Genomic DNA, 24,449 nt, shown 5'->3' with positions numbered 1-24,449 from the left:
CGTATCGATGGATACGACCGTTATATATAAAAAAACAAATTACAACATTAAATCGCTGATTTACAAAACGCTGCTTTAAAAAAAACATTGTTTTTTCCCCAATCGTATATATTTCTGTTATACTAATTGGTTGTGGACTGTAACCTGATTTACTTTACGAAATACGCTTAATGCATAACGTGCAACGCCTAATGCCTAACGCATAACGCTTAATACGTATTCAGCGTTCGGCGTTTAGCGTTTAGCATTTTGCGTTTGGCGTTTTATAAAACCACATCCCATCAATTATGAAAAAAAATGTATTTCAGTTTGCTTTATTGTTCGCCTGTTATGCGCCTTTGTACCTGCAGGCGCAAAGCGATGGTTTGCCAAGGGGCGCGAGCAATATGCCATACACTCGTTATGAATCGGAAAACGGCAGTTATGGCGGAGGCGCTTCATTACAATCCTCGGTGCAGTTTATTCAATCAGACATTGCCTCCGAAGCCTCCAATCAAAGATATGTAAGCCTGTCCTCCGCCGGATCATACGTACAATGGAAAACCACTTCAGCAGCCAGGGGGGTAAACCTGCGGTTTACCATGCCCGATAACAGCTCGGGCACAGGGCTTAGCGGATCATTAAACCTGTACGTAAATAATATATTGGCAAAAACCATTAACCTGAGCTCATATTGGGCCTACCAGTATTTTGATGTGGGCGGAGAAGGGGACCCTTATCAAACCCCCCGTGTAAAAACATTCATGCGTTTTGATGAAGTACATTTTACCGTTGACAATACAATCAATGCAGGCGATACCATTAAGATCCAGAAAGTAAACAACGATGGTATTACCTATGGGGTCGATTTTGTTGAGCTGGAGCCCGTGCCGGTTGCCATTGCCCAACCTGCAGGCTATCTTTCTGTAACAGATTATGGCGCGGTAGCCAATGATGCAACCGACGATTATGCCGCCTTTAATGCCTGTATTGCGGCAGCAGCTTCGCAGGGAAAAAATGTTTATATACCGGCAGGCCGTTTTTTAATAAGCGATAAAATGTTGCTGAACGTGACCAATATGAAAATAACCGGCGCCGGCATCTGGTACACGCAGGTTTATTTTTCAACAGATAAACAGTTTTACGGAGGGTTCATGGCCCGCAGCAGTGGGGTAGAGATATCCAACTTCACTTTGGGAACCGCCAATAACGACCGGTTGAAGTACGATGAAGTAAACCCGCGCGACGGACAGAAATACAAAATTTATAAAGGCTTCATGGGCACTTACGGTAATGGATCGTATATCCATGATGTTTGGGTAGAACATTTTGAATGCGGTTTCTGGATTGGCGGCTACGATGCGCCTTACCCCGTTGATGTAACCAGAAACCTGACCATTGCCAATTGCCGTATACGTAATAACTATGCCGATGGCGTTAATTTTTGCGTTGGCACCTCAGGTTCTGCAGTAACCCAATGCAGTTTGCGCAACAACGGCGATGATGCGCTGGCCATGTGGCCCGCCAGTGATGTACAGGGGTCGGTGCAGGAGCGCAACAACACCTTCAGTAATAATACCATCGAAAACAACTGGCGGGCCGGCAGTATTGCCATCTTTGGCGGTACCGGTCACCAGGTGCATCATAATTATATTAAAGATGGGGTAGCAGGGTCGGGTATACGATTTACCAACGACTTTGCCGGCTTCGGTTTTGAATATCCCGGCGATGTTATTCATTTTTATGAAAACACCATCGAAAACTGCGGAACAAGTTACGACCTGTGGAACGAGCGTAGGGGAGCCATTGAATTTTTTGCAGGCACCGGCATCTTTAATATGCAGTTCGATAATACCACCATCATCAATTCACAGCGCGATGCCATTCGTTTAAACGGCAACAACCTGCACCATATTGTATTTACCAATACGGCCATCAACGGCACGGGTAAAGATACGGTTACCCGCAATGTGCCCGCAGATATCTACGGGGGCTTTGGTATTTACTGTGAGGCCAATTCACAAACCACCACATTTAATAATCTCTCGGTTACCGATGCCGAATCGGGTACCTACATCAACCGCAACGCTGCTTTTCAGCTTATTTTTCAAAATGTGAACGTACCGGTTACAGGTGTAAGCATCAGTCCGGCGGGCGATACCACCCTGGCATTGAATCAATCTGTTCAGTTAACGCCGGTAATTATACCTGCCGACGCAACCAATAAAACAGTAAGCTACAGCAGCAGCAACACATCGGTAGTTACCGTTGATGCTTCGGGCAAAGTTACTGCCGTGGGCACAGGTACAGCCACCATTACGGTAACCACCGGCGACGGCGGTAAAACAGCCACCAAAAAAATTACAGTGAATGCCGCAGTAAATGTAAAGGCTACAGATGATGCCGCAGGGGAAGGTGGTAATACCGGAGCCTTTACCATCAGCACAGCAGGCATAACACAATCTGTTACCATACCCTACACTGTTAGTGGTACGGCAACAACGGCCGATTATACTGCCAGCCCTGCGCTGAGCGGTACTGTTACGCTTACCCCATCGCAGCTTTCGCAAACCATTACCATAACCCCGGTTGACGACAACCAGTTTGAAGGCGCCGAAACAATAAAGCTTACCCTGTTGCCCGGCACCGGCTATAACCTGGGGCCCGATACTGTGGCGGTAATCACTATTGCCGATAACGACAACCCGCCCTGTGCAGCGCCGGTAATTGCGCTGGTAAACGGTACGCCGCCTGTTATTGATGCCAACATAGAAGCCGCATGGGGCTCAGCGCCGGTTAAAACCATCGACCAGGTAGTTTTAGGCACCCGCCCTGCCGACTACAGTGGAAAATGGCGTGCCCTTTATGATAACAATTACCTGTATCTGCTGGTAGAAGTAGGCGATGCCACCCGCATCAACGACTCAGGGGCCAGTTGGTGGGAAGACGATGTAGTGGAAGTATTCATTGATGGTAATAACAGCAAGGGGACCAGCTACGACGGCGTGAATGATTTTCAGTTTGGCTTCCGCTGGAACGACAATACCGTTTACACCGGCAGCAATTCAGTTGCCAATACCACCGGCATAAATTTCAAAATGGTGGCAACTGCTTCGGGGTATAATGCAGAAATTGCCATACCCTGGACAACCATCGGCACCATACCGGCTATCGGGAAAGCCATTGGCATCGACGTACAGGTAGATGATGACGATAACGGCGGCACGCGCGATGCACAGCTAACCAGTTTTGCCACCAATACTACCGCTTTTCAAAACCCTTCGGTTTTTGGTACCGTGTATATGACCACCTGTAGCGGCAGTACCAACCAGCCACCTGTTGCCAATGCGGGCGCCGATACCACTTTGAATGCAGGTGCAACAGGTATTACGCTGCATGGAACGGGCACTGACCCCGAAGGCAATACCATAACCTATAGCTGGACGCAGGTGAGCGGTACTTCCGTTACCATTACCGGCGCCGCTACTGCTACACCGGTAATATCGGGTTTGGCAGATGGCAATACGTATGTATTCCGGTTAACTATAAGCGATGGAATGTTAACCGCAGCAGACGATGTAACTGTAACTGTGCTTTCGGCATCGGGTATAGTACATGGTTACCCGGCCGGCGGTACCATAACCATTGATGGGGTTGTAAACGAAGCTAACTGGAAACTGAATAATAATGTTAGCAAAAATGTTATCGGCACGTTGAATAATACCGTCACATTTGGTGCATTATGGGATAATAATAACCTGTACATAGCCGCCAAAGTGCTCGATAATACGCTCAACAACGACTCGCCCGATCCCTGGAATAACGATGGCGTTGAAGTGTTTATAGATGCCAATAACAACAAACTGGCTACTTATGATGGGTACGATAACCAGTTTATAAAAGGCTGGAACAACAGCACCCTCTTCAGTAAAGTGGCTGTTAACGGTGTACAGCACGCATGGGCAGCCATCAATGGCGGATATACGGTGGAAATAAGCATACCCTGGTCGCAGTTGGGCATTACGCCGGCAACGGGGGTGAAATTAGGGTTCGATATAGCGAATGATGATGACGATGATGGAGGTGATCGCGATGCCCAGGGGGTATGGCAGGGTACCATTAACAATTACCAGAGCACTACTGCTTTCGGTACCCTGATACTTGAAAATACGGCAACGGCCCTGGTGAATAACCTGGTTGAGCAGAATTTACGTTTGGCTACCACGGGCGAAACGGGCATACAGGTACTGCCTAACCCCGTTAGCAATGGAAGTGCAACCGTACTGGTATGGGGTGCTTCCGAAACAGGTACCATTAAAGTATTTGATATAGCTGGTCACATGGTATATACCACCAAAGGCGGGTTGCGGATACCATTGCACCTGCAGGGATTATCTAAAGGAATGTATATGGTACAGTATGAAAGCGGTACCAGGCTGATCAATAAAAAACTTTTGATCCAATAAGCAAAACAACGCATTGATCATTGTATGGGGGCTGACCTTTTTGGTCAGCCCCTTTTGCATTAAATTGCCCTGATTTTAACTACGCTCACTGCATGCAAACACCTTCTTCGAACATACCGTTTATCAATGCCACCCTCGAAGTGCATTGTCTTTCCTTTAAAAGAATGGGCCTGGAGCTGCTGATACCTGTGCCGGATGAATTAAAAGCAAATTACGAACAACTGTTGCAGCAGGGTTACCACGTTCCTTTTCCATACTGGGCACAGATTTGGCCGGCGGCCATCGCACTCAGTATCTTCCTCGACAACCACAACGATTATGTTTTTGATAAAGAAGTGCTGGAACTGGCGGCAGGCCTCGGTTTGCCTTCGCTGGTAGCAGCGGGATTGCAGGCAAAAAAAGTTTGTGTCAGCGACCAGTCTGAAGAAGCCGTACAGGTATTGCAGAAGACAATCGACCACAATCGCTTTAACAATATGGGAAGCCGTTGGCTCAACTGGCATCAACTGCCCCACAACCTGCACCCGGATGTATTATTGCTGAGCGATATCAATTATGATCCGGCTGAATTTGATACCCTCTTCGATGTGCTTGAAGACTTCATACGAAAAGGAACCCTCATTATCCTCAGCACGCCACAGCGATTGATGGCCAAACCTTTCATCAGCCGGCTCATGCCCTGGTGCCTACAGCAGGAAAACATGCAGGTAGAAGACATCGGCGTCAGTATTTATGTGCTGAAAAAATCCTAATTCGTTTTCGGCGTAATACTCATCCTGTTCTTTTCATCCTGACCTCCGAACTGTACATTGCTTTCGTTGAACTTCTTACCACTTCTGAAATTGTAAGTGAGTGTTATGCCTGCCCGTCGCGTATCACGCACAGTTCGAAACGCAATATCCTGGTTCAGTGTAGTGGTAGTGGCACGCACTTTATCGGTGAAAAAAAGATCGTTAACACGTAGCGCCACCGTGAGGCTTTTTTTAAAGAAAGACCGCTTCAAACCCAGCGAGAACCGTCCCCTGCCTTTAAATACACTTACGCCATACACATTCGGACCATAATAGATAATGGTGGCCTGAGCAGTATACAGCTTTGCGATAGAAAAAGTATGGTTATTGGTGACGGAGATTGCCGTGCGCTTATTAGAAAAGACGCCGTAGGCTGCATTGCCTGTGATCGAAGTGTAAGTTACATTCACGTCTGTGCCGGTGCTCCACCAGGGGGCGATCTTCCATGGCATATATACTTCCAGATACAGGTCCCTGCTACTGTTGATGTTTTCGTTTTTGTAAATCACTGTTTTTGTGGTATCGTTCTGTATAGTGATCTGGTTGAGGAGGTTGTTGGTGATGGAATAACCCAGGTTAAGGTTATACTCATTCTTATAGGTATAAGTGAGCTCGTTGTTGAACGTATATTGGGGTAGCAGGTAAGGGTTGCCTGTTGAATAAGAAAAAGGGTCATAGTAAAAAGCAAAAGGGTTCAGGGCTGCAAAATCCGGTCTCTTTATCCGCCGTCCGGAAGTATAGTTCAGTTTATGGTTGTCATTGATCCTGTATTCGAGGAATAAGTTGGGGAAAAGACCTTGTAAATGACGGCGGATGACGAGGGTGTCGGTGATAAGGTTAAGCTTCAAACGGGTTTCTTCATACCGGAGCCCCAGCTGAACATCCAGCTTTTTAAAGTTCTTCCGGGCCGAGATATACGCAGCCGCGATGTTCTCGGTATATATAAAATGGTTGGTGCGGCTGGTATCTGTCTTATACACTCCGTTTTGAAGGGTATAGAAAGCTATGTCGTTGTCGGTGACAGAGGAGGTGTACTTCAGGCCTGTCTCGAGCAGGATCTTCGCCGGCAAATTTCGTTTGTAATCCAACTTATAAGCGTCTACGTGGATAGACGCCTTGTTATAGGATCCATCCATTTGCGCGGGGCGCGGATTTGCGCCATTGCTGTCGAAGAAAAGCGAATGATAGCTGTTGGTGTCATTGGCATAGAATTGCAAATGGCTATAGTTGGCTGTCAGGGCCTGTCCTAAAGTGTCGATACGTAGTGTATAGTCGGCATTCAGGTTGGTGTTGGAATAATGCGACTTCGTGAAATTGTTGATGGTAAATGAGCTATCGATGGCATGCGGGTCATGATACACCTGCAGGGTGGCCCCGTAAGGCTTGCTCATTTCCGACACAGATCCATCGAAGGAAACAGCGATATGCTGATTATGTGCCATGCTCCAGTCAACACCTGCTTTATAATATTGGTTCGTGGAGGTAGTAGGACGGTGCGTTGTCTGGTGAAAGGTAATGACCGGAGAATAAGACAGAAACTTCCGGGTTTCGTCATCATTAAAGAAAAACGTGCCATGGGTAAGATCATAGGAGCCTGTGAGCAGCAGGCGCTTATTTTTGAAATTCACCAATCCCCCGGCTGTAGCCCTATTGTTTACACCCTGGGCATAGCTGGAATAAATATTGCCTGATACACCGGGCGTTTCTTTTGTTTTGGTAATTAGGTTGATAATACCTCCCGCTCCTTCAGCCGCATACCTGGCAGGCGGGTTGGAAATGATCTCTATCTTTTGGATATTATTGGCCGGCATGCCCGCCAGCAGGTTCTTCAACTGATCATCCTTCATGTAGGTTTCTCTGCCGTCGATCATTACCCGTATATCCGACTTTCCTTTTATATAAACATTGTTAGCGCCATCGACGACGATACCCGGTAAGGTCCTGAGCAACTCCATAACAGATTCTCCACTGGCGACGATATTATTGTCGACGCGAACGACTATCCTGTCGAGCTTTCGCTCGATCACCGGCAGCTGAGTTACTTCCACCGCTTTTAGCTGAGTTGCATTTTGGCGAAGGCTGATGGAAAAATGCAGCGTGCCTTCTTTCGCCGTATCCGGATTGAAAACGGGTGACCAGGCCGTTTGGAAACCCACATGGCTAACCGCCAGCAAACAGGCATCCCCGGTATTGACTTTCAGATAGAATTTGCCCGATGAATCGGTGACCGTACGGGTCACCTCGGATGAATCCCGGGCACGCAGCAATGCCACCGTTGAAAAGGATACCGGTGCATCGCAGGTAACAGTTCCCTGAATCACCACCGGCCGGCCCGATGGGTTTTGTTGCACCATCTGTCCGGAGCAAACAGCGAATATCATCACCAGGAGAAGGCCTAACGCGTATTTCATGCAGGGGGAATTATATACAATGATTGTTAATTCGTTTTCGGCGTAATACTCATTCTGCTCTTTTCCTCCTGTGCCCCGAACTGCACCTTCCGCTCGTTGAACTTCGCACCACTTTTGAAATTGTAAGTGAGCGTTATTCCTACCCGTCGCGTATCACGCACCTGGCGTAAATAGATGTCCTGGTTCAGCACATTGGTAGTGCCACGCCATTTATCGGTGAAAAAAATATCGTTAAGGCGCAGTGCCGCCGTCAGGCTTTTTTTAAAGAAAGATCTCCTTAGGCCCAGCGACAGCCGTCCCCTGCTTTTATATATGTTTACTCCATCTGCAAAGGGACCGAAATAGAGTGCGCTGAGCTGGGCGGTATAAAGCTTCGCGAAAGTAAAGGTATTGTTATAGCTGAGGGTGACACTTGTGCGCTTATTGGAGAAAATGCCGTAGGCAGCATTGCCTGTGATCGAAGTGTAGGTTACATTCACGTCTGTGCTGGTGCTCCACCAGGAGGTAAACTTCCATGGCACGTATGCTTCTACGTAAAGATTCCTGCTACTATTGATGTTTTCGTACTGGTAAGCCACCGTTTTGGAGGTATCGTTTTGTATAGTGATCTCGTTGAGCAGGTTGTTGGTGACCGAATAACCCACACTAAGACTATTCTCATCCTTATAAGTATAGGTGAGCTCGTTGTTGAACGTATATTGCGGCAGCAGGTAAGGGTTGCCTACTGAATAAGCAAAGGGATCAAAATAAAAAGCAAAAGGATTCAGGATAGCATAATCCGGTCTTTTTATTCGCCGTCCGGATGTATAGTTCAGTTTATGGTTGTCATTGATCCTGTATTCGAGGAATAAAGTGGGGAAAAGACCTTGTAAATGACGACGGATGACAAGGGAATTGGTGATCAGGTCGATCTTCGCACGGGTGTCTTCATAACGAAGCCCCATCTGAACATCCAGTTTTTTAAAGTTCTTCCGGGCTGAGATATACGCTGCCGCGATGTTCTCGGTGTAAATAAAATGGTTGGTGCGGCCGGTATCTGTCTTGAACGCTCCGTTTTGAAAAGTATAGAAAGCGATGTCGTTGTCGGTGACAGAGGAGGTGTACTTTCCGCCTGTCTCAAGCAGGATGTTCCCCGGTAAATTTCGTTTGTAATCTAACTTATAAGCATCTACGCGGATATCCGCCTTATTATAGGAACCATCCAATTGCGCAGGGCGGGGATTTTCGCCCAGGCTGTTGAAGAAAAGCGAATGATAGCTGTTGGTGTCATTATTATAGAATTGCAAATGGCTGTAGTTGACCGCCAGTGTTTGGCCCAACGTGTCGATGCGCAGCGTATAGTCGACATTCAGGTTGGCATTGGAATAATGGGTATTCGTGAAATTGTCAATTGAAAATGAGCTGTCAACAGCATGCGGGTCCTTGTAAGCATTTAACGTTGAGTTATAGTGCTTGCCCGTTTCTGACACAGATCCATCGAAGGAAACAGCAATATCCTGGTTATGCGCAATGCTCCAGTCAACGCCTGCTTTATAATAGTGGTTCGTTGCGGTAGCGGGTTGATGCGACTCCTGATGGAAGGTAATGACCGGAGAATAAGACAGGAACTTCCGGGTTTCGTATCCATCAGTAAAACTCGAGGTACGGGTGATATCATAGGAGCCTGTGAACAGCAGGCGCTTACTTTTGAAATTCACCAATGCTCCGGAAGCGGCCCTTGCGTATATACCCTGAGCATAGGTGGAATAAATATTGCCGGATATACCGGGCGTTTCTCTCGTTTTGGTAATAATGTTGATCATACCACCTGCCCCTTCAGCCGCATATCTGGCAGGCGGGTTGGAAATAATTTCTATCTTTTGCACATTACCGGCAGGCATACCCGCCAGTAAGCTCTTCAACTGATCGCCTTTCAAATAAGTTTCGCGGCCATCGATCATTACCCGTATATCTGATTTCCCTTTTATATACACATTGTTTGAGCCATCGATGACAATCCCCGGCAAAGTCCTGAGCAGCTCCATAACAGATTCTCCACTGGCAACGATATTATTGTCGACACGAACGACTATCCTGTCGAGCTTCCGCTCTATCACCGGCGTTTTCGTTACCTTCACTTCTTTTAACTCAGTTGCATTCCGGCTCAGGCTGATGGAAAAATGAAGCAAGCCGGCTGCCGCCGTATCGGGCCTGAAAACGGGTGAGGAGGCCTTTTGGAAACCCACATGGCTAACCGTCAGGAAGCAGGCATCTTCGGTATTCACTGTCAGATCGAACCGGCCCGATGAATCGGTGACTGTACGGGTCAATTCGGAAGAATCACGGGCACGCAGTAACGCTACCGTAGAAAAAGACACCGGTGCATCAGAAACAACTTTCCCTTGTATCACAACCGACTTTTGTTGCCCCATCAGCCGGGGACAAACAGCGAATATCATCACAAGGATAAGGCCTGAAAAGTATTTCATGCAGGGGGAATTATATACAATGATAAAGAAATTGTGTGTGAATATTATCCCCCTCCCTTGCGGGAAAGGGATAATATTGACTGCTTTTAATCAATGATGCTTGCGCAACATTTGCAGCTGCAATCCGAACCCTTGCTGCCTGTGTCGCTGGCGGATGTTCCATCGCCATCGCCAGTATCACCATCTGGAACGTTGCCACCTTTAATCTTTTTCATCGACTTTGGGTCGAGCTTTGCAATGGTTTGCTTGTTCAGTTCAAGCTTTACTTCGATTTTTTTCTTCATTTTCGTAAAAGTTTAATTGATTAACATTAAAAAAACCATCTTTATATTTTCTGTCGCCTAACGCAACAGCAATATTCTTTCCCATGGAAGCTGATCTTCGTTCAGCAGTGACAGATAAAACAGACCTACTCCTCCCGATCCTTCCAGCACATAGGGGTTCTTTTTCCATATATCCTTGTTGTCAGAAGAAGGAAATATATAACCACCGATGCCCTTGCCCACACTTGTTTTAATGGAAAGGGTAGTATCCGTCCAGTAATCCCTTGCGGTTCGCAAACTGTCTATCCCTGTCTTTTTATAAAAGCTATTGAAGAGTAACGCGATGCCTGCAGTGCCGTGGCATAGTCCCCTGTCGTACATGTTATACCGGGGATGTTTGAAAACCCGCGCAGAACCTAAATCACGGCCGGCTTCTTTATCAAGCAGCATGATCGCTTTTTCCCTGAGCGCCGGCAATGACAATACTTCGGCTGCTTCGAGCAACGCTGCCGCAACCCCCATGTCGCCATAGCACCAGGCCAGCCTGCCGGCAAACTCCCGGCCTACAATATGCGGGAAATATCCCACCCCGAGGCGCTGCTCTTTCGCCAATACCCAGCGCACGGCGCCATCGATCAGTTCAAGAACAAGATCGCGCTGAATATTGGCGCTGACGGCCCTGCATAAGAAAAGGATGATCCCCGGTATGCCATGCGGTATCCCAAGATCATAATAGAGCTCGTCGCCACTCCAGCTTTTTGTCGTCCAGGCGATACCGCCGTTTTCGGGTATCGCTCCGGATTGAAGGATGGTCAGGATCTGTTCTATTCCTTCCTGCCCTGCTGCCGTCATCGGCCCCTCCAGGAAATAAAGTCCCTTCCCGGCTATTCCCTTAAAAATTTCAAACCTTTTAGTTGCTCCATCCCTCGAAAGTGACTGCAGGATATACTTTTCAATGATCTCCAGCGAGTCGAGGGACGACTCTTCCAATATTCCAATGTGTACCAGGTGCCGTACCAGCCAGCCAATGCCGGTGATGCCCCCGACAAGGCTTGAACCCATCGTGGCATCTCCCATTTCTGCGAAACACTCATCAAGCAGTGCGGAGAACCGATCAAAATGATCCTGTTTTCCCGACCAGCGGTAGAGGTAGGCATAGAATAACGCCATTCCCGCCTTACCGCTAAAAAGCCCGACACTTTTCTTTTTAGGTTTGAATGCCGCACAATCCTCCGCAATCCTTTCTAAAGATGTTCTCAGCAATTCGGCTCTCGCGAAAGTTTCCATATTCATTCATTATTTTATAATTATCGTATGATCTTGTCGAAAAGTCTGCCAAGCAGGGTTCTGTCGTTGATGACCACCTGTGCATTACCATCCCCATGGGGTATGCGCGGAAGCGCTTTGTTCAGGCTTGTGCCGTTTACAACAATGTGCAGAAGGGCTCCGCTGTCTGCTGCGGATGGAATTATTCGCTGAATGCTTCCCGCGAAAGTCCCGAATGTTTCCTGAGGATACGCTGCCAGCGAAATGATTACTGTTTCGTTCCGGGATATCCGGCCGGCCAGCACGGCCGGCACCCTGCCCTCGGCCACAAAACCTTCCCTGCCAAACGGGTGGGGGCCCATTACACGAACAGGGACATTTATAATGTCAGGAAAATGGATAAAGCCTGCGATAACCCAAAAGGCTGCAAACAGCCCGCAAAGCATAACGGTGCCCCATCGTACAATCCAGTTAGGCATCGCGGTTATGCCAGGGTCGATCCCGCCGTTGTTCAGCTGGTACACCGGGTGATCGTCGGGGAGCGGTTGTTTTATTTCGTAGTCGTTCATGTGATCTATTCTATTCTCCCAGCTCAAGCTGGTTTTTGACCAGTTCAAAATATTTTCCTTTTCGTTTCAGCAGGGATAAATGATCGCCTTCTTCCACGATCTTTCCATGCTCCAGCACAATGATCTTATCCGCATTCTTTACAGTGCTGAGCCGGTGTGCAACAATGACGACGGTGCGACTCCTGAAATACTCGTTGAGATTGCCCATGATCGTTCGCTCGTTGTTGGCGTCGAGGGCGCTGGTGGCCTCGTCGAAATAAACGAAGCGCGGGTTCCTGTACACTGACCTGGCAATGAGGAACCGTTGCTTTTGTCCGGTGCTGATGCCATTGCCCGAGTTGCCTATTTTGGTGGTATAGCCTAACGGTTGCTCATCAATGAATTCGCCGATATTCGATATCCTCACGGCCTCGCGCATCTTTTTGTCTTCGATCACATCCTGCCCGAAAGCGATATTATGTGCGATGCTGTCTGAAAAGACGACGCCCTCCTGCATCACTACGCCGAACTGATCGCGCCATTGCCCCGGTGAAAGGGCTGAAAGGTCAACAGGGCCTATTGATATCCGGCCTTCGTGAGGCTCGTAAAATTTAAGCAACATTTTCATCAATGTTGTTTTGCCGCTGCCGCTGGTGCCCACGATGGCTGTTACCTTCCCTTCTTCGATAGTAAAACTTACGTGCTTCAACACATAGGGACTATCGCTGCCGCCATACCGGAAAGAAACATTATCCAGCACAATGTCGCCCCGTTCCGGCACAGGTACATACGATGTCGCATGCCCGTTAGTTGTTCCGGGCCTCATTTTTTGCTCTTCCGTTTCCCAGGTGCTGATCTCGGCCAGCCTTTCCAGACTTACCCTCGCATCCTGCGCCGACCTGATAAATTCGAGCAATTGCTCGATGGGGCTGTTCATCTGACCTATGATATAGCTAACGCTCAGCATCATGCCCAGTGTCATATTCCCATTGAGCACCTCCCGGGCAGAGAGATAAGAGATAAGGATATTCTTCAGCTGGTTGAAAAACAGGTTGCCTGTTTGCTGGTATTGTCCCAGCGCAAGGCTCCTCGTGGTGACGTGAAAGAGTCCGGCCTGTATCTTTTCCCATTGTGATCTTTTATACCGCTCAGCGCTATTCAGTTTCACTTCCTGCATTCCTGTGATCAGCTCGTAAAGATGATTTTGGTTTTCAGACAACTTCCGGAAACGTTCATAGTCCAGTTGGATCCTCTTTTTCATGAACAGCCATATCCAGACTACGGAAAGAAGGGTGCCTGCCAGGAAAACAAGCAACAGCTTTACATTATATATATACAGCACTACGCTGAAGGCCAACAGGCTTATAAAAGAGAAAAGGGTATTCAGGGTATTGGTTGCGAGGAAACGCTCGATCCTGTCGTGGTCAGCAATACGCTGCGAAATATCCCCGATCGATTTGGAGTCGAAGAATCGTATCGGCAGCTTCATCAGCCGCATGAGGAAATCTGAGATGATCGACACACTGATCCTCGTGTTCATATGCAGCAGGATCCAGCTTCTGATAAGATTAAGCGCCATGCTGCCGGTGAAAAGCGCCAATTGCGACAAAAGAACAACGGTTATAAAATTGACGTTATGGTGCCCGATGCCGTAATCTACGAGGCTTTGAGTAAGGAAAGGCAGTGTGAGTGAAATGAGGCTGCCGAGCAGCATTCCCAGTATGAGCTGGAAAATAAACTTTTTATAAGGGCGCAGGTATTGCACCAGAAAACGAAAGCCCGGGTTTTTACTTACCTGGCCATCGGCGGCAAAGAACGAGGGAGTAGCCTCCAGTACCAGCGCAACGCCTTTATTTTCAGAAGTGCTGATCCAGCTATCGAGGAAAGTCTTTTTGCCAAGCTTACGGGTGCCATAGGCCGGGTCGATGACCGTGATCTTCTCACCCTTTTTTCCCGAATAATTTTGGGGCGGCACCACCACAAAATGTTGCTGGTCCCAGTGAAGAATGCAGGGTAGGGGTATTTCGTCGTTTAACTGATCGAAGGATGCCTTGACCCCTGTGGCCCTGAAGCCAATCTTTTCTGCCGCCTCGCTTATGCCATGCAGTGATACGCCGTCCATCCGAACGGCGCACAGCTGCCGCAGGTATTCGAGGGTATAATGCCTGCCATAATGTTGAGCGATCATTCTCAAACAGGTAGGCCCGCAGTCCATTCTATCCAATTGCCTGTATACCGGGAATCTCTTCATTAATTAAATTTTATAAACCCCAGCCGGGATTCATAGTACCTCGTCAGTAAATAATAAAGCACCATCTCCTGCTTCCGGTGATCCGAAACGAGCATTCTGTTCAAGGCCATATGCACATGACTATCCGCCAGGAAGAACAGGTTGATGTTGCTCTGTTCCCCGTTGTGCCCCGACAGCTTTTCAATGATGCTTTTATTCCTTTGGGACCTTTCGTGGAAAACCGACACCAATGGTCCAATTCCATTTGCATCGTCATTCCCGTCGTCAAGAAATCGCAGTATCCTTTTCGATTCCGCTCTATACATTTGGTCTAACTGCAAAAGGCCAGGCTTGCCGACATTGAATTCCCTGATAAAAGCATTTTTTAACAACTGCAACAGCTCGTGTTTTCGTTCTAACGGGAACCCAAAGTCGGAAAGCAGCATATCGATATTGCGCAGGGCCATCAACCATCTCAGTGTTTCGCTCTCAGCCACCTCATCCAATAATCCAATGAAATGAACAACCGCTTCGCTGTCGTGGTAAAACAGGGATTCGCTCAACGCTATTTTATCACGTTCATACCTCGCCAGTTCACGTTCGTATGTATCGTACTGCACCTTTTCTATGACGCCCGGGCCACTATAGCCGGCAATGGCCGAATTGATGTTATCGATGGTTTCTTTCCAGAAATTTTTATTTGAAGAATGGAAGAACCTGACCCTTAGATGGGGTTTGGGGTCGGTATAGCGAATAAAAAACCATTTTTCAATAAGCCCCTTTTCCTTAAGGGCTACCGCCAATGGAGCAATGCATTGCTTCAGGATATGCTCCCTCGCGCCTGTCCCTGCATAAAGCTTGCAATACAGCCATTCACTACCCAATGTAAATTCGCGCCGGGTATCCTCCGCGCCCGGTCGCGGAAAGAGGTTGTTTGTTCGCTGCGGCTTTTTTTCAACCTGTTTTTTTGTAAGAGGGATAATCACCTCATTAGCATATTTTCCTCCTTCGCCTGTAACAAAGCAATTTTCAGGCGTGAAAAGGAATTCCTGCAGTCTGAGCCGCCGGTGCTTCCTGAAATAATTATGGAATAGCCGCAAATAGCCTTCGTCTTCCATATCAATGAACAATTTCTGGTCATTGTCCGTAATGATCACTTTGGAAGGGATGTTTAATTGCTCCCGCATCTGTCCGTACATCCTCAAAAGATCCTCCTTCGTCATCTCCGTGGCCGCTGTGCCGGCACCATCTGCAAGGGCCAGCTCATCATAGTCGATGTTCCAGGTAGCGGGATGTAAGAGAATATTTTTATAAATGACCCTCGGTAAATAACTGTCTTCCCTGAAGATGTCCCAATCCCACACGATAGCCGTATTGGCATACTGAAGCTGCAGATCGCAAAGGAATTTGTACACCGGCAGGCTGGTCTTGTTAAAGTTGTGCGACGTGCTTAGCCGGGGAACTATTTCCTTGTTCAGCTTTTTTGACCGCAATACCACCTTATCGCCCCTGCAGCTCACCATCAGGTCGGTAACGGGGATCTGGTTTTCGGGATTTACGGATGGCTTTGCCAGATAAGCGATCTCGTATTGCCTGAAGGGCGGTCGGCATAATAAATTACCAGCCCTTGATTCAGGAAGATGAATGATCTCAGCGTATATTTTTTCAGGATGTTGTGCTTCTTCGCGTTCAACGCATTCTTTTAATTTGCCGGTAAGGAAAGGGTCGCCATTGCTGAAGCGCGATATGAGGTTGATGCTGCCGGGAGTAGAAAAGGTGTCGAGCGAAAAAATGTAATTGCCGCTATCTACATCCGCATTGCTGCCGGCCAGTATGCTGCCCATAACATAACGGCTTTCTGGCGCTTTTAGCTTAATGTCGAAGAAGCCATTTTTCAAAATATCTTCGTCTGTTATGACAAAGTCTTTTTTATAAAAGAGTGCTTCTTTCAGTTTTTTGTTCTTCCATTTAAGCTGTCTTGACCAGTTGATCTGCTGCGCTGATTGCTTGCCGTTAAGCGTGAGGTTTGCCAGCAGGGGCAGGTCGGTAAGAGTGTCTTCTTCATAATCATCATAACCTAAGCCCAGTTCCGGGTCCAGCACTTCGATCAGCGGTATTTCCCTGTCTTCATATTTCTCATTAAAAGACTGCTGCCACTTTTTAAGTTGTTCGTTGCCCCTGAGCAGGAATAAAGGCTGCAAAGCAGAAAAATGGGCCTGTATATCGCGAACCACCGCTTCATTGAGCATAGCGTCACCGCCTCTAAGCTCCAGGTCGGTGTGAGCGAGGTTCTTTACCGGTGTTTCGGGGTAGATGGATTTTAGCAAGCGTGCTATTTTTTCATACAGTCCGGTACCCGGCTCCCCGCTTTTCAAAAGCACCGCAACTTTCCGAAGGATCATAAGTACTTCGTTATCTTCCGGCAGGGAAGACAGTGCGGCCAGCATATTTCCAAAAACATCTCCACCTGATATGGCGGGTTCAAGCTCACTGACCAACAAATTGTTGCTGATCAAAAGATCGAGGAAGCCGCTTGCCTGGTCAACATCAATGTCTTCGCTGGTTATCGTGTTTATAAGCTGTTTCAGGCAGGCTCCCTGCTCAGCTTTGGCCAGAATGGCGTTGATGTACTCCGAACTGTCGACAGCAGAAATCCGGTAGCTCATGGCTGCCCCGACGCCTGAAGATTCAACATATCTGAGCCTGTCGCCTACCTTGTACAAGCTATTGTTTGGATAAAACCTGATATGCTCTTTTATGCCAGGCAATTCCTGAAGATGGCGGGCAAGGCCGGTAAGATAGTGCACATCCAGGTGAATATGCCGCCTGTGATTGTCCCGCTGTCCCAGGGAGATGGATGTTGTTGAGCCCAGCCGTCCGGCCTTATAGCCTGCAAACATACCATAAGGCGTACACCGGGAACACATGCGAATAAAATACCGCTCAATGCCATGGAGCAGCTTGCTGTTGACCCTGTCGGCAGCCCGGCGGCCATCGAGGTATTTCAGATATTGCGTGTACAACTCGTGAGAACCCAGGAATAACGCTTCCAGGAACAGCGGGTCGGAGAAAAGGTTATTTTCTTCCTTTCCCACTGCGGCCAGATCGGTCAGGCGCTCGAGGTAGTTTATCGGAAAACAGGGAGTTCTGAGGAGATAAAAATTATGATGGTCATATTCCTGCTCATGTGTTATGGATATGGTATTTTTTATCACTGGATAATGCAATTGAAGATGAAGCTAATGAATCAGTTGAAACTTCATCCCACCATTTAATAAGCGTGCGTTTTTGGAAATAGATGTGTCATTTTAGCCGATAAGTGTGCATGAAACATTTTAAAATGAGTATAAACGTGAAAATTGTAGGAATGCGGAGCTGTTAGCAGAATATGTTTTACACGCAACTATTCGAAAAAAGGATATTACATTCGCTTATCAATACCTGACAGCAACTAATGAAATTAAAATTAAATAATTGGGTAAAGGCGGTTTTGGTTTTTATTTGCCTGATTGCGTCTATCGTGGGATTCATGGTAAAACTTCCCTCAGGTTTCAGGCATTATGACAAGGAATTACACGCCACATTTTATTTTCTCGCAGCAGGCTTTCTGAATGTGCTCTTCACAAACGGAAAATTTACCATACACATTCTTATTTTTGTTATACTGTACCTCTTCAGTATTTCAATAGAGTATGCACAGGAATATTCAAACAAATTCTATCATGTTCGAATACACGGACGCTATGATCCTGAAGACGTAAAATATAACCTCAAAGGATTGATTGCTTATTCTGTGTTATGGATTTTTTATAGACTTGTCCTGAATGTTTATAATAGAATAACATTTAAAGCAGCAACAAACAATCGGGATTAAATTAAAAGAAAACACGATTCGATACAGCGATCGCTAAAAAGTCACTCCACTCTTTTTGTAAAATTCTTTACTGTCCCTGAAATTAAGCATATCCCGGATCGCCGCTTTCTTGTCGGAGCTTTGATCATAATAGGCCTTGCAGATTTGATAACCTACCCAATAGCCCAGGTCGGCGGGCTTGTCGGCGGTTTCCTGCCTGGCGTTGGCGATCCAGTTGCCGGCCCTGTCCAGATACATTTCTTTTTCAAAGTCTTCCCATATCTTTTTTCCCCGGCCCTTTGCCCAGGTATGCAGCCGCTCATTAGCAGTATGACCCGATATCAATTCTCCGAGAAAGTCAGCCATGCCTTCTACCAGAGCCGCGCACAGCAGCGTTGTGTCTCTTTTTATCCCGTTCTGGTTGAAGTGGATCAGTTCATGGGCAACCATGTTCGGTAGTCTGTCTAACTCCTGAAAATTATTGCGTTCCCACAAAGTCAGCTCACCCAGAGGAATATCTGATGAGCGTACAGCCTGGTCGAGGCCTATCAGCAGACCATTATCGCTGGCTGTACCCCCGGAAGTGAACGCCCCGATGACGAAGTAGATATCCGGGAAATAAGCTTCCGGATAATTTTCCTTTAGCTTCACAAAGCTGCTGATCATCACTGGTTTCAGACTTTCCACCTTAATTGTATTCTTCCTGATGGCTGCATAGAATTCCCGCTTCCTGTCATGTGATTCAACAAAGTATTTGATGCTGCCTATCTTGAGAGCAAAATAGTCCTGCAGGCCATCTGTGCCCTTATTCAGGTAGTATTGACGATAAATGTCGGCCCGGTGAGCCGTGTCTGCCTGAGCGATGTCGTAAGTTTTCCAGAAGTTAGCGACATCTTTTGTAATGAGCCTGGCCTGGGTTGGATCATGGGTGCCCAGGGATATCTTTTCCAGGCCTGCGACGATTTGCGCCCATTCAGGTAAGGCATGTAGTGAGCTAAGGTCCGTGTCCCCCTTCAGTTGCGCGCTATTCTTAAAGCCGGAAGCAATGGCTAAGCGAAGCAGTACCATGGCGCTATCGGTTTTTCCGGCCAGGGCATAGCAGCAAGCTGCGTTGTAGTAGGACCCCGATCGGAGCGCTTTGAATTCTGCATGCCGGGCCGATTCTATGTAATAATAGCCCGCCACCGGGTAATTTTTCGCCTGGTAAAGGCTGTCGGCCGTACTTTGTGCCAGGGATACTATTCCCTGTATCATCGATAAGAGGATTAAAAAAAAATATCTTCTCATGGTCAGGATTATTTGATTCCGAATAATTTTTGAGCATTTTCAGTCGTCACCCGTAGGGCTATTTGATATACCGGTAACGATCAGTTGCTTTTGCAAATGTAACTAAAAAGCTATGAGACTGCTTAAGTCAGGTGCCGGTTGATTTTAAAAGTTGATGCCTGATATAGCTTCCTGGTAAGCCTCCCAATGTGAGCGATGCTTCATATTTAATATTTCAGCAAGTCAACAGGAGAAATGCTGCCATGGCTGCTTTTACCTGGGATGATATATTAAGACATATGTTAACGAAATTTATAAAAAAGGAACCTTATCTTTATGGAAATGATACGGACAATCCTTTTTGCCGCGATTTTAATATCCGCTCTAGCTGTAAAGGCACAGTCACCTTTATCTTTTGGATCTATGAATGGCATGCAACCTGCCTTCAGACACTTTAACCAGGTGGCCGACACCAATAACCTTCGAAAGAAGTGGTTTGTCACGAAATATGCCGGCATTTCATCAGGCTTTGTTGCTTTTAATGGAGGAAGTGGCACCTTTTTATCGGCACCGGTGGGGGTACAGGTTAACCGGCAATTAACAAATAATGTATACGCCTTTGCGGGCGTTTCTGTGGCACCATCTTTTTTCCATTACAACAGTGCTTTTTATCAACCGGCGATTAACAAGAGCAATAGTTTTATGAACGCCAACAACTTTGGCGCTTATACAACTGCCCAAATGGGCCTGATGTATATCAACGACGAAAGAACATTTTCCATTTCCGGTAGCATTGGCGTAAGCAGAGGCAGCTACAATGGTTATTCACCTTTTTATGCTCCGGCTAATTCTCCTGTGTTTAGAAATAATAAGCGATACTGATAGGGAAGATGTTAAAAGATATCCCTTTTGTATGATTCTGCACCTGCTGTCTTTTATTGTTGCCCGGCTCTTTTTCGCCCCGGGTATCTTCAAGCCCTTTTTATTAAAATTCTTCCGCTCCTGAGTTTTCGGATTTTACCAAAATGAACACACCGGCAGAGGAATGTTGACCTTTGCCACGTCCCGGCGTGCCCCGCATTGGAGAATTAATTGATATTTTCCTCACAGCATATATTGAAAATTGTACGATACGATTATCTGTTTTTCGAAGGGGGAAAAGTGTGCATTACGATAGGAACCTTTCATTTTGAAAATGCACCCTACCAAAATGGAAAGGTTTTTCTTTTATCAATTTTCCGGATTTCAAATGCTAAAACTCCTGCAACGCTCTCCCGGCCTGCATTCTGCTTCATATTTCCGCAGTTCATCTCTTCCAGGCACACATTTGGTGCTTTGGGGTGGGGAACTTATGTTCAGGAAAAACCATATGCAAAAATGGAAATATAATATTAAAGACATTATAGTAATAGTCCTGGCATGGGTTCTGGCGCTTTCCCTGGCGTATATGGTATGGGTGAAATTCAAACTACTTTTTAAGTAAAATTTTATACTTTCTGCTTTGAGTAAACAAATAGATAAATTATCCGTAGCCGGCCTCTTAGTTACTTTAGGAATAATTTACGGAGATATAGGAACATCACCTCTTTATGTAGTAAAGTCTATAATAGGAACCCGACAAATTACAGAAGAATTAGTATATGGTGGAATATCCTGTGTTTTATGGACCCTTACACTGCAAACAACCTTTAAATATATACTTCTCACGCTGCAGGCAGATAACAGAGGCGAAGGTGGCATTTTTTCATTATTTGCATTGGTACGACGGTATCGTCGTTGGTTATATTTACCAGCCATTATAGGCGCCGGTACGTTATTGGCCGATGGAATAATTACACCACCTATTTCTGTTTCCTCAGCCATCGAAGGACTTAATGGGGTAAGCGGGTTAGAAAAAATTATTGTACCCGGAAATACTTTAGTAGTCAGTATTATCATTGGAATTATATCGATCCTGTTTTTCTTTCAGCAGTTTGGAACCAAAGTAATCGGTAGTTCATTTGGACCAATCATGATGATTTGGTTTACAATGATAGGCGTTTTAGGTTTGAACCAGGTAATTCATTATCCGCAGATATTAAAGGCCATTAATCCCATGTATGGGTATAATTTGCTTGTACATTATCCCAATGGGTTTTGGTTATTGGGGGCCATTTTTCTTTGTACTACCGGTGCAGAAGCGTTATACTCAGATTTAGGTCATTGCGGAAAAAAAAATATTCAGGTCAGTTGGATTTTTGTAAAAACCACATTGCTTCTCAGCTACTTTGGACAGGGAGCATGGGTTTTGCTTCGTGGAAAATCTTCCCTGGATGATTTGAATCCCTTTTATGAAATAATGCCTCATTCATTCCTTGTCATTGGCATTATTATTTCAACCGCTGCAACCATTATTGCCAGTCAGGCATTAATTAGTGGCTCGTTTACTTTAATAAATGAAGCCATGCGGTTGGTTTTCTGGCCAAAAATAAAAGTAAAATTTCCCACCGACATACGTGGCCAGATTTATATTCCAAGTATAAACTGGATTTTATGGGTAGGATGTGTTGCTGTAATGCTTTATTTCAGAGAGTCGAGTCATATGGAAGCTGCCTATGGTTTTTCCATAACCATTGCCATGCTGATGACCACTTTATTGATGTTTTATTACATGAAGTTTATAAAGAAGTGGTATATAATTATAATAAGTATTGTACTATTGATTTTTTTAACAGTCGAACTATCTTTCTTTATTGCCAATGTTGCTAAAATCAAACAAAGATGGATGTTTTTAATTTTTGAGATTGGCATTATCGGTGTAATGTATACATGGTATAGGGCAAAGAAAATCAAAAATCGTTATGTTGAACTGGTTCGTTTAGAAGACTATATCCCGATGATTCAATCGTTAAGCCGCGACAGGTCAATTCCAAAATATACCAATCATCTTGTTTACCTTACAGGCTCCGAAAATCGGAAGGAGATTGAGCATAAAATTGTGTATTCCATATTTAGCAAAAATCCAAAACGGGCGGATGTTTATTGGCTTGTACATATTCATACCACAGATGATCCTTACAGAATGGACTATAAGGTAACACATATAATACCTAATGGGATGATACGGGTTGAGTTCAGTTTAGGATTTCGAATAGATCCCGAGATAAATTTAATGTTTCGCCAGGTCGTAGCAGAATTGATAAAAAATAAAGAAATAAACATTCAAAGCAGTTATGATGCTACTGATAGAAGAAATGCAATCGGAGATTTTCATTTCATTGTAATGGAAAAATATTTGAGCAGTGACAATGAATTGCAGATTATTGAACGCCTGATTATGAAATTCTATTTCCGGCTTAAAAAAATGAGTTTATCAGAAGAAAGAGGATTTGGATTAGACCCCTCCAGCTTAACAGTTGAGCAATTTCCATTGATGGTTTCACCTATTCCGGAACTGGGGTTAAAAAGAATTTAATTCCGTTGTATTTTTACTAAATAAACTAAACGTTTATCAAAGACCGGATAAGGCTTTTATAACATATAAATGGAAAAATTAAGACAACATATTGAGCAGATAACTCCTTTAAATGATGAGGAATTTGAATATGTCAAAACTTTTTTTTCATTAAGAAAAGTGAGAAAAAACCAATACCTTATTCATGACGGAGATGAAGTAAAATATGAATACCTGGTTTTATCAGGAATATATAAGGTTTTTTTTGTTAACGAGCAAGGTAAAGAATACATTGTGCAGTTTGCCAGGGAAAACTGGTGGATGTCTGATTACTACGCATTTTTTAAGCAAACGAATGCAAGTATGTTTATTGAATGTATAGAAGATGGAGAGGTGCTATATTCAACACTTTCCGCAAGGGAAAAATTATCTGCAGACCTTCATAAAATGGAGCACTTTTTCAGTGTAAAACTCACCAATGGTTATCTGGCCCTGCAGCAAAGAATAAAATTGTTACTTTCAAGCACACCACAGCAGCGTTACGAAGAGTTTTCAAAATTGTATCCTGATTTATTACAGCGAATACCCAAAAAGTTGATTGCAGAATTCCTGGGAGTTAGCCGGGAAACGCTGAGCAGATTATATTCCAATAACAAATAAGAAAAGTTTTCTAAGGTCAAAAAAATGTGATTCAAATCACACTTTAATAGTGATTTCGTTCCTTCTCCAATCGTATCTCAGCCTGGTAATTTTGACTTATGAAAAAGAAAATTTTAATCATTGTTTCGAATGCCAATACGATTGGTCCAAACAAAAGAAGAACAGGAACATTTCTGCCTGAAGTAGCTCATCCTTATACCGAATTCAACAAAGCGGGTTACCAGATTGACTTTGCCAGTTTATCAGGCGATACCCCTTATTTAGATGGACTTAACCTGGCAGATGATCCTGACAGTCTGAAGTTTTTAACAGGAAAAGGATGGGCTGATATGCAAATCGCGGCAAAACTTTCAAACGTAGACGTAAGCGCATACGATGCCGTTTTTGTACCCGGGGGTCTTGCCCCGATGGTAGATATGCCGGAAGCCCCGCTGCTTAAAAAAGTCATTGCAGAAATCTATGAACGCAATGCCGTTGTGGGAGCCGTTTGTCATGGTCCGGTTTCATTGTTGAATGTAAAATTGAGTGACGGTTCTTATCTGGTGAACGGCAAGAACATCGCTTCTTTTACTACTGTCGAGGAGGATAATTATGCGCGAGCCGATGTGCCTTTTGATTTGCAAACAGCACTTACCAGTCAGGGTGCAATATTCCACGCTGCAGATCCATGGTCTGCTAATAGCATTGCAGATGGCAACATTGTAACCGGTCAAAACCCTGCTTCAGCAAAAGGAGTAGGCCAAAAGATAGTATCTGTTTTAGAATCTAAAGCATAATTCGCCCATTATATTGCTCCTTTCATTTTAGGAGGGCCA

General features: G+C 45.5%; 15 protein-coding genes. 7 read left to right on the top strand and 8 right to left on the bottom strand.

Annotation, left to right across the window (positions count from 1 at the left end; genetic code table 11):
* Positions 1-287 precede the first annotated feature (287 nt).
* Together AC59IL_RS02825 and AC59IL_RS02820 are read left to right on the top strand one after the other, a co-directional pair.
* Complete coding sequence (locus tag AC59IL_RS02825) at positions 288-4,445, top strand: sugar-binding protein (protein WP_496550558.1); 4,158 nt, start codon at positions 288-290, stop codon at positions 4,443-4,445.
* A 92-nt stretch (positions 4,446-4,537) separates the two neighbouring features.
* The gene (locus tag AC59IL_RS02820; protein WP_496550557.1) at positions 4,538-5,197 is read left to right on the top strand and encodes a class I SAM-dependent methyltransferase; all 660 of its coding nucleotides are present in this window, start codon (positions 4,538-4,540) and stop codon (positions 5,195-5,197) included.
* Here AC59IL_RS02820 and AC59IL_RS02815 read toward each other — a convergent pair.
* The 8 genes from AC59IL_RS02815 to AC59IL_RS02780 form a co-directional block, all read right to left on the bottom strand.
* Complete coding sequence (locus AC59IL_RS02815; RefSeq protein ID WP_496550556.1) at positions 5,194-7,647, bottom strand: TonB-dependent receptor; 2,454 nt, start codon at positions 7,645-7,647, stop codon at positions 5,194-5,196. The genes AC59IL_RS02820 and AC59IL_RS02815 overlap by 4 nt on opposite strands.
* Positions 7,648-7,673: 26 nt before the next feature.
* On the bottom strand, positions 7,674-10,115 hold the full coding sequence (locus AC59IL_RS02810) for a TonB-dependent receptor (protein WP_496550555.1): 2,442 nt from the start codon (positions 10,113-10,115) through the stop codon (positions 7,674-7,676).
* A gap of 86 nt (positions 10,116-10,201) precedes the next feature.
* The gene (locus AC59IL_RS02805) at positions 10,202-10,399 is read right to left on the bottom strand and encodes a class I lanthipeptide (RefSeq protein ID WP_496550554.1); all 198 of its coding nucleotides are present in this window, start codon (positions 10,397-10,399) and stop codon (positions 10,202-10,204) included.
* Between the two features lie 57 nt (positions 10,400-10,456).
* On the bottom strand, positions 10,457-11,665 hold the full coding sequence (locus AC59IL_RS02800) for a lanthionine synthetase LanC family protein (protein ID WP_496550553.1): 1,209 nt from the start codon (positions 11,663-11,665) through the stop codon (positions 10,457-10,459).
* A gap of 20 nt (positions 11,666-11,685) precedes the next feature.
* Positions 11,686-12,213 (bottom strand): hypothetical protein, encoded by a 528-nt coding sequence (locus AC59IL_RS02795; RefSeq protein WP_496550552.1) that lies wholly within the window; start codon positions 12,211-12,213, stop codon positions 11,686-11,688.
* A gap of 10 nt (positions 12,214-12,223) precedes the next feature.
* Positions 12,224-14,443 carry a peptidase domain-containing ABC transporter gene (locus AC59IL_RS02790; RefSeq protein WP_496550551.1) on the bottom strand — a complete coding sequence of 740 codons (2,220 nt, stop codon included), beginning with the start codon at positions 14,441-14,443 and terminating at the stop codon, positions 12,224-12,226.
* Positions 14,443-17,637 (bottom strand): lantibiotic dehydratase, encoded by a 3,195-nt coding sequence (locus AC59IL_RS02785; protein WP_496550550.1) that lies wholly within the window; start codon positions 17,635-17,637, stop codon positions 14,443-14,445. Before AC59IL_RS02785 ends, AC59IL_RS02790 begins: the two co-directional genes overlap by 1 nt.
* Positions 17,638-18,329: 692 nt before the next feature.
* Positions 18,330-19,562, bottom strand: coding sequence for a gliding motility protein GldB-related protein (locus AC59IL_RS02780; protein WP_496550549.1), 1,233 nt, complete (start codon positions 19,560-19,562; stop codon positions 18,330-18,332).
* Positions 19,563-19,964: 402 nt separating this feature from the next.
* Here AC59IL_RS02780 and AC59IL_RS02775 point away from each other — a divergent pair, with 402 nt between their 5' ends.
* From AC59IL_RS02775 to AC59IL_RS02755, 5 genes are all read left to right on the top strand, one after another.
* Complete coding sequence (locus tag AC59IL_RS02775) at positions 19,965-20,423, top strand: hypothetical protein (RefSeq protein WP_496550548.1); 459 nt, start codon at positions 19,965-19,967, stop codon at positions 20,421-20,423.
* Between the two features lie 328 nt (positions 20,424-20,751).
* A complete protein-coding gene (locus AC59IL_RS02770; RefSeq protein ID WP_496550547.1) occupies positions 20,752-21,024 on the top strand; it encodes a hypothetical protein in 273 nt (90 codons plus the stop codon).
* 18 nt (positions 21,025-21,042) lie between these two features.
* On the top strand, positions 21,043-22,995 hold the full coding sequence (locus AC59IL_RS02765) for a KUP/HAK/KT family potassium transporter (RefSeq protein WP_496550546.1): 1,953 nt from the start codon (positions 21,043-21,045) through the stop codon (positions 22,993-22,995).
* Positions 22,996-23,064: 69 nt separating this feature from the next.
* Complete coding sequence (locus AC59IL_RS02760; protein WP_496550545.1) at positions 23,065-23,634, top strand: Crp/Fnr family transcriptional regulator; 570 nt, start codon at positions 23,065-23,067, stop codon at positions 23,632-23,634.
* Between the two features lie 98 nt (positions 23,635-23,732).
* Positions 23,733-24,410, top strand: coding sequence for a type 1 glutamine amidotransferase domain-containing protein (locus AC59IL_RS02755; RefSeq protein ID WP_496550544.1), 678 nt, complete (start codon positions 23,733-23,735; stop codon positions 24,408-24,410).
* Positions 24,411-24,449: the final 39 nt, after the last annotated feature.

It is taken from the genome of Niastella sp. sgz303648, from assembly GCF_059587045.1.
This window is presented reverse-complemented; position numbering and strand designations above follow the sequence as displayed.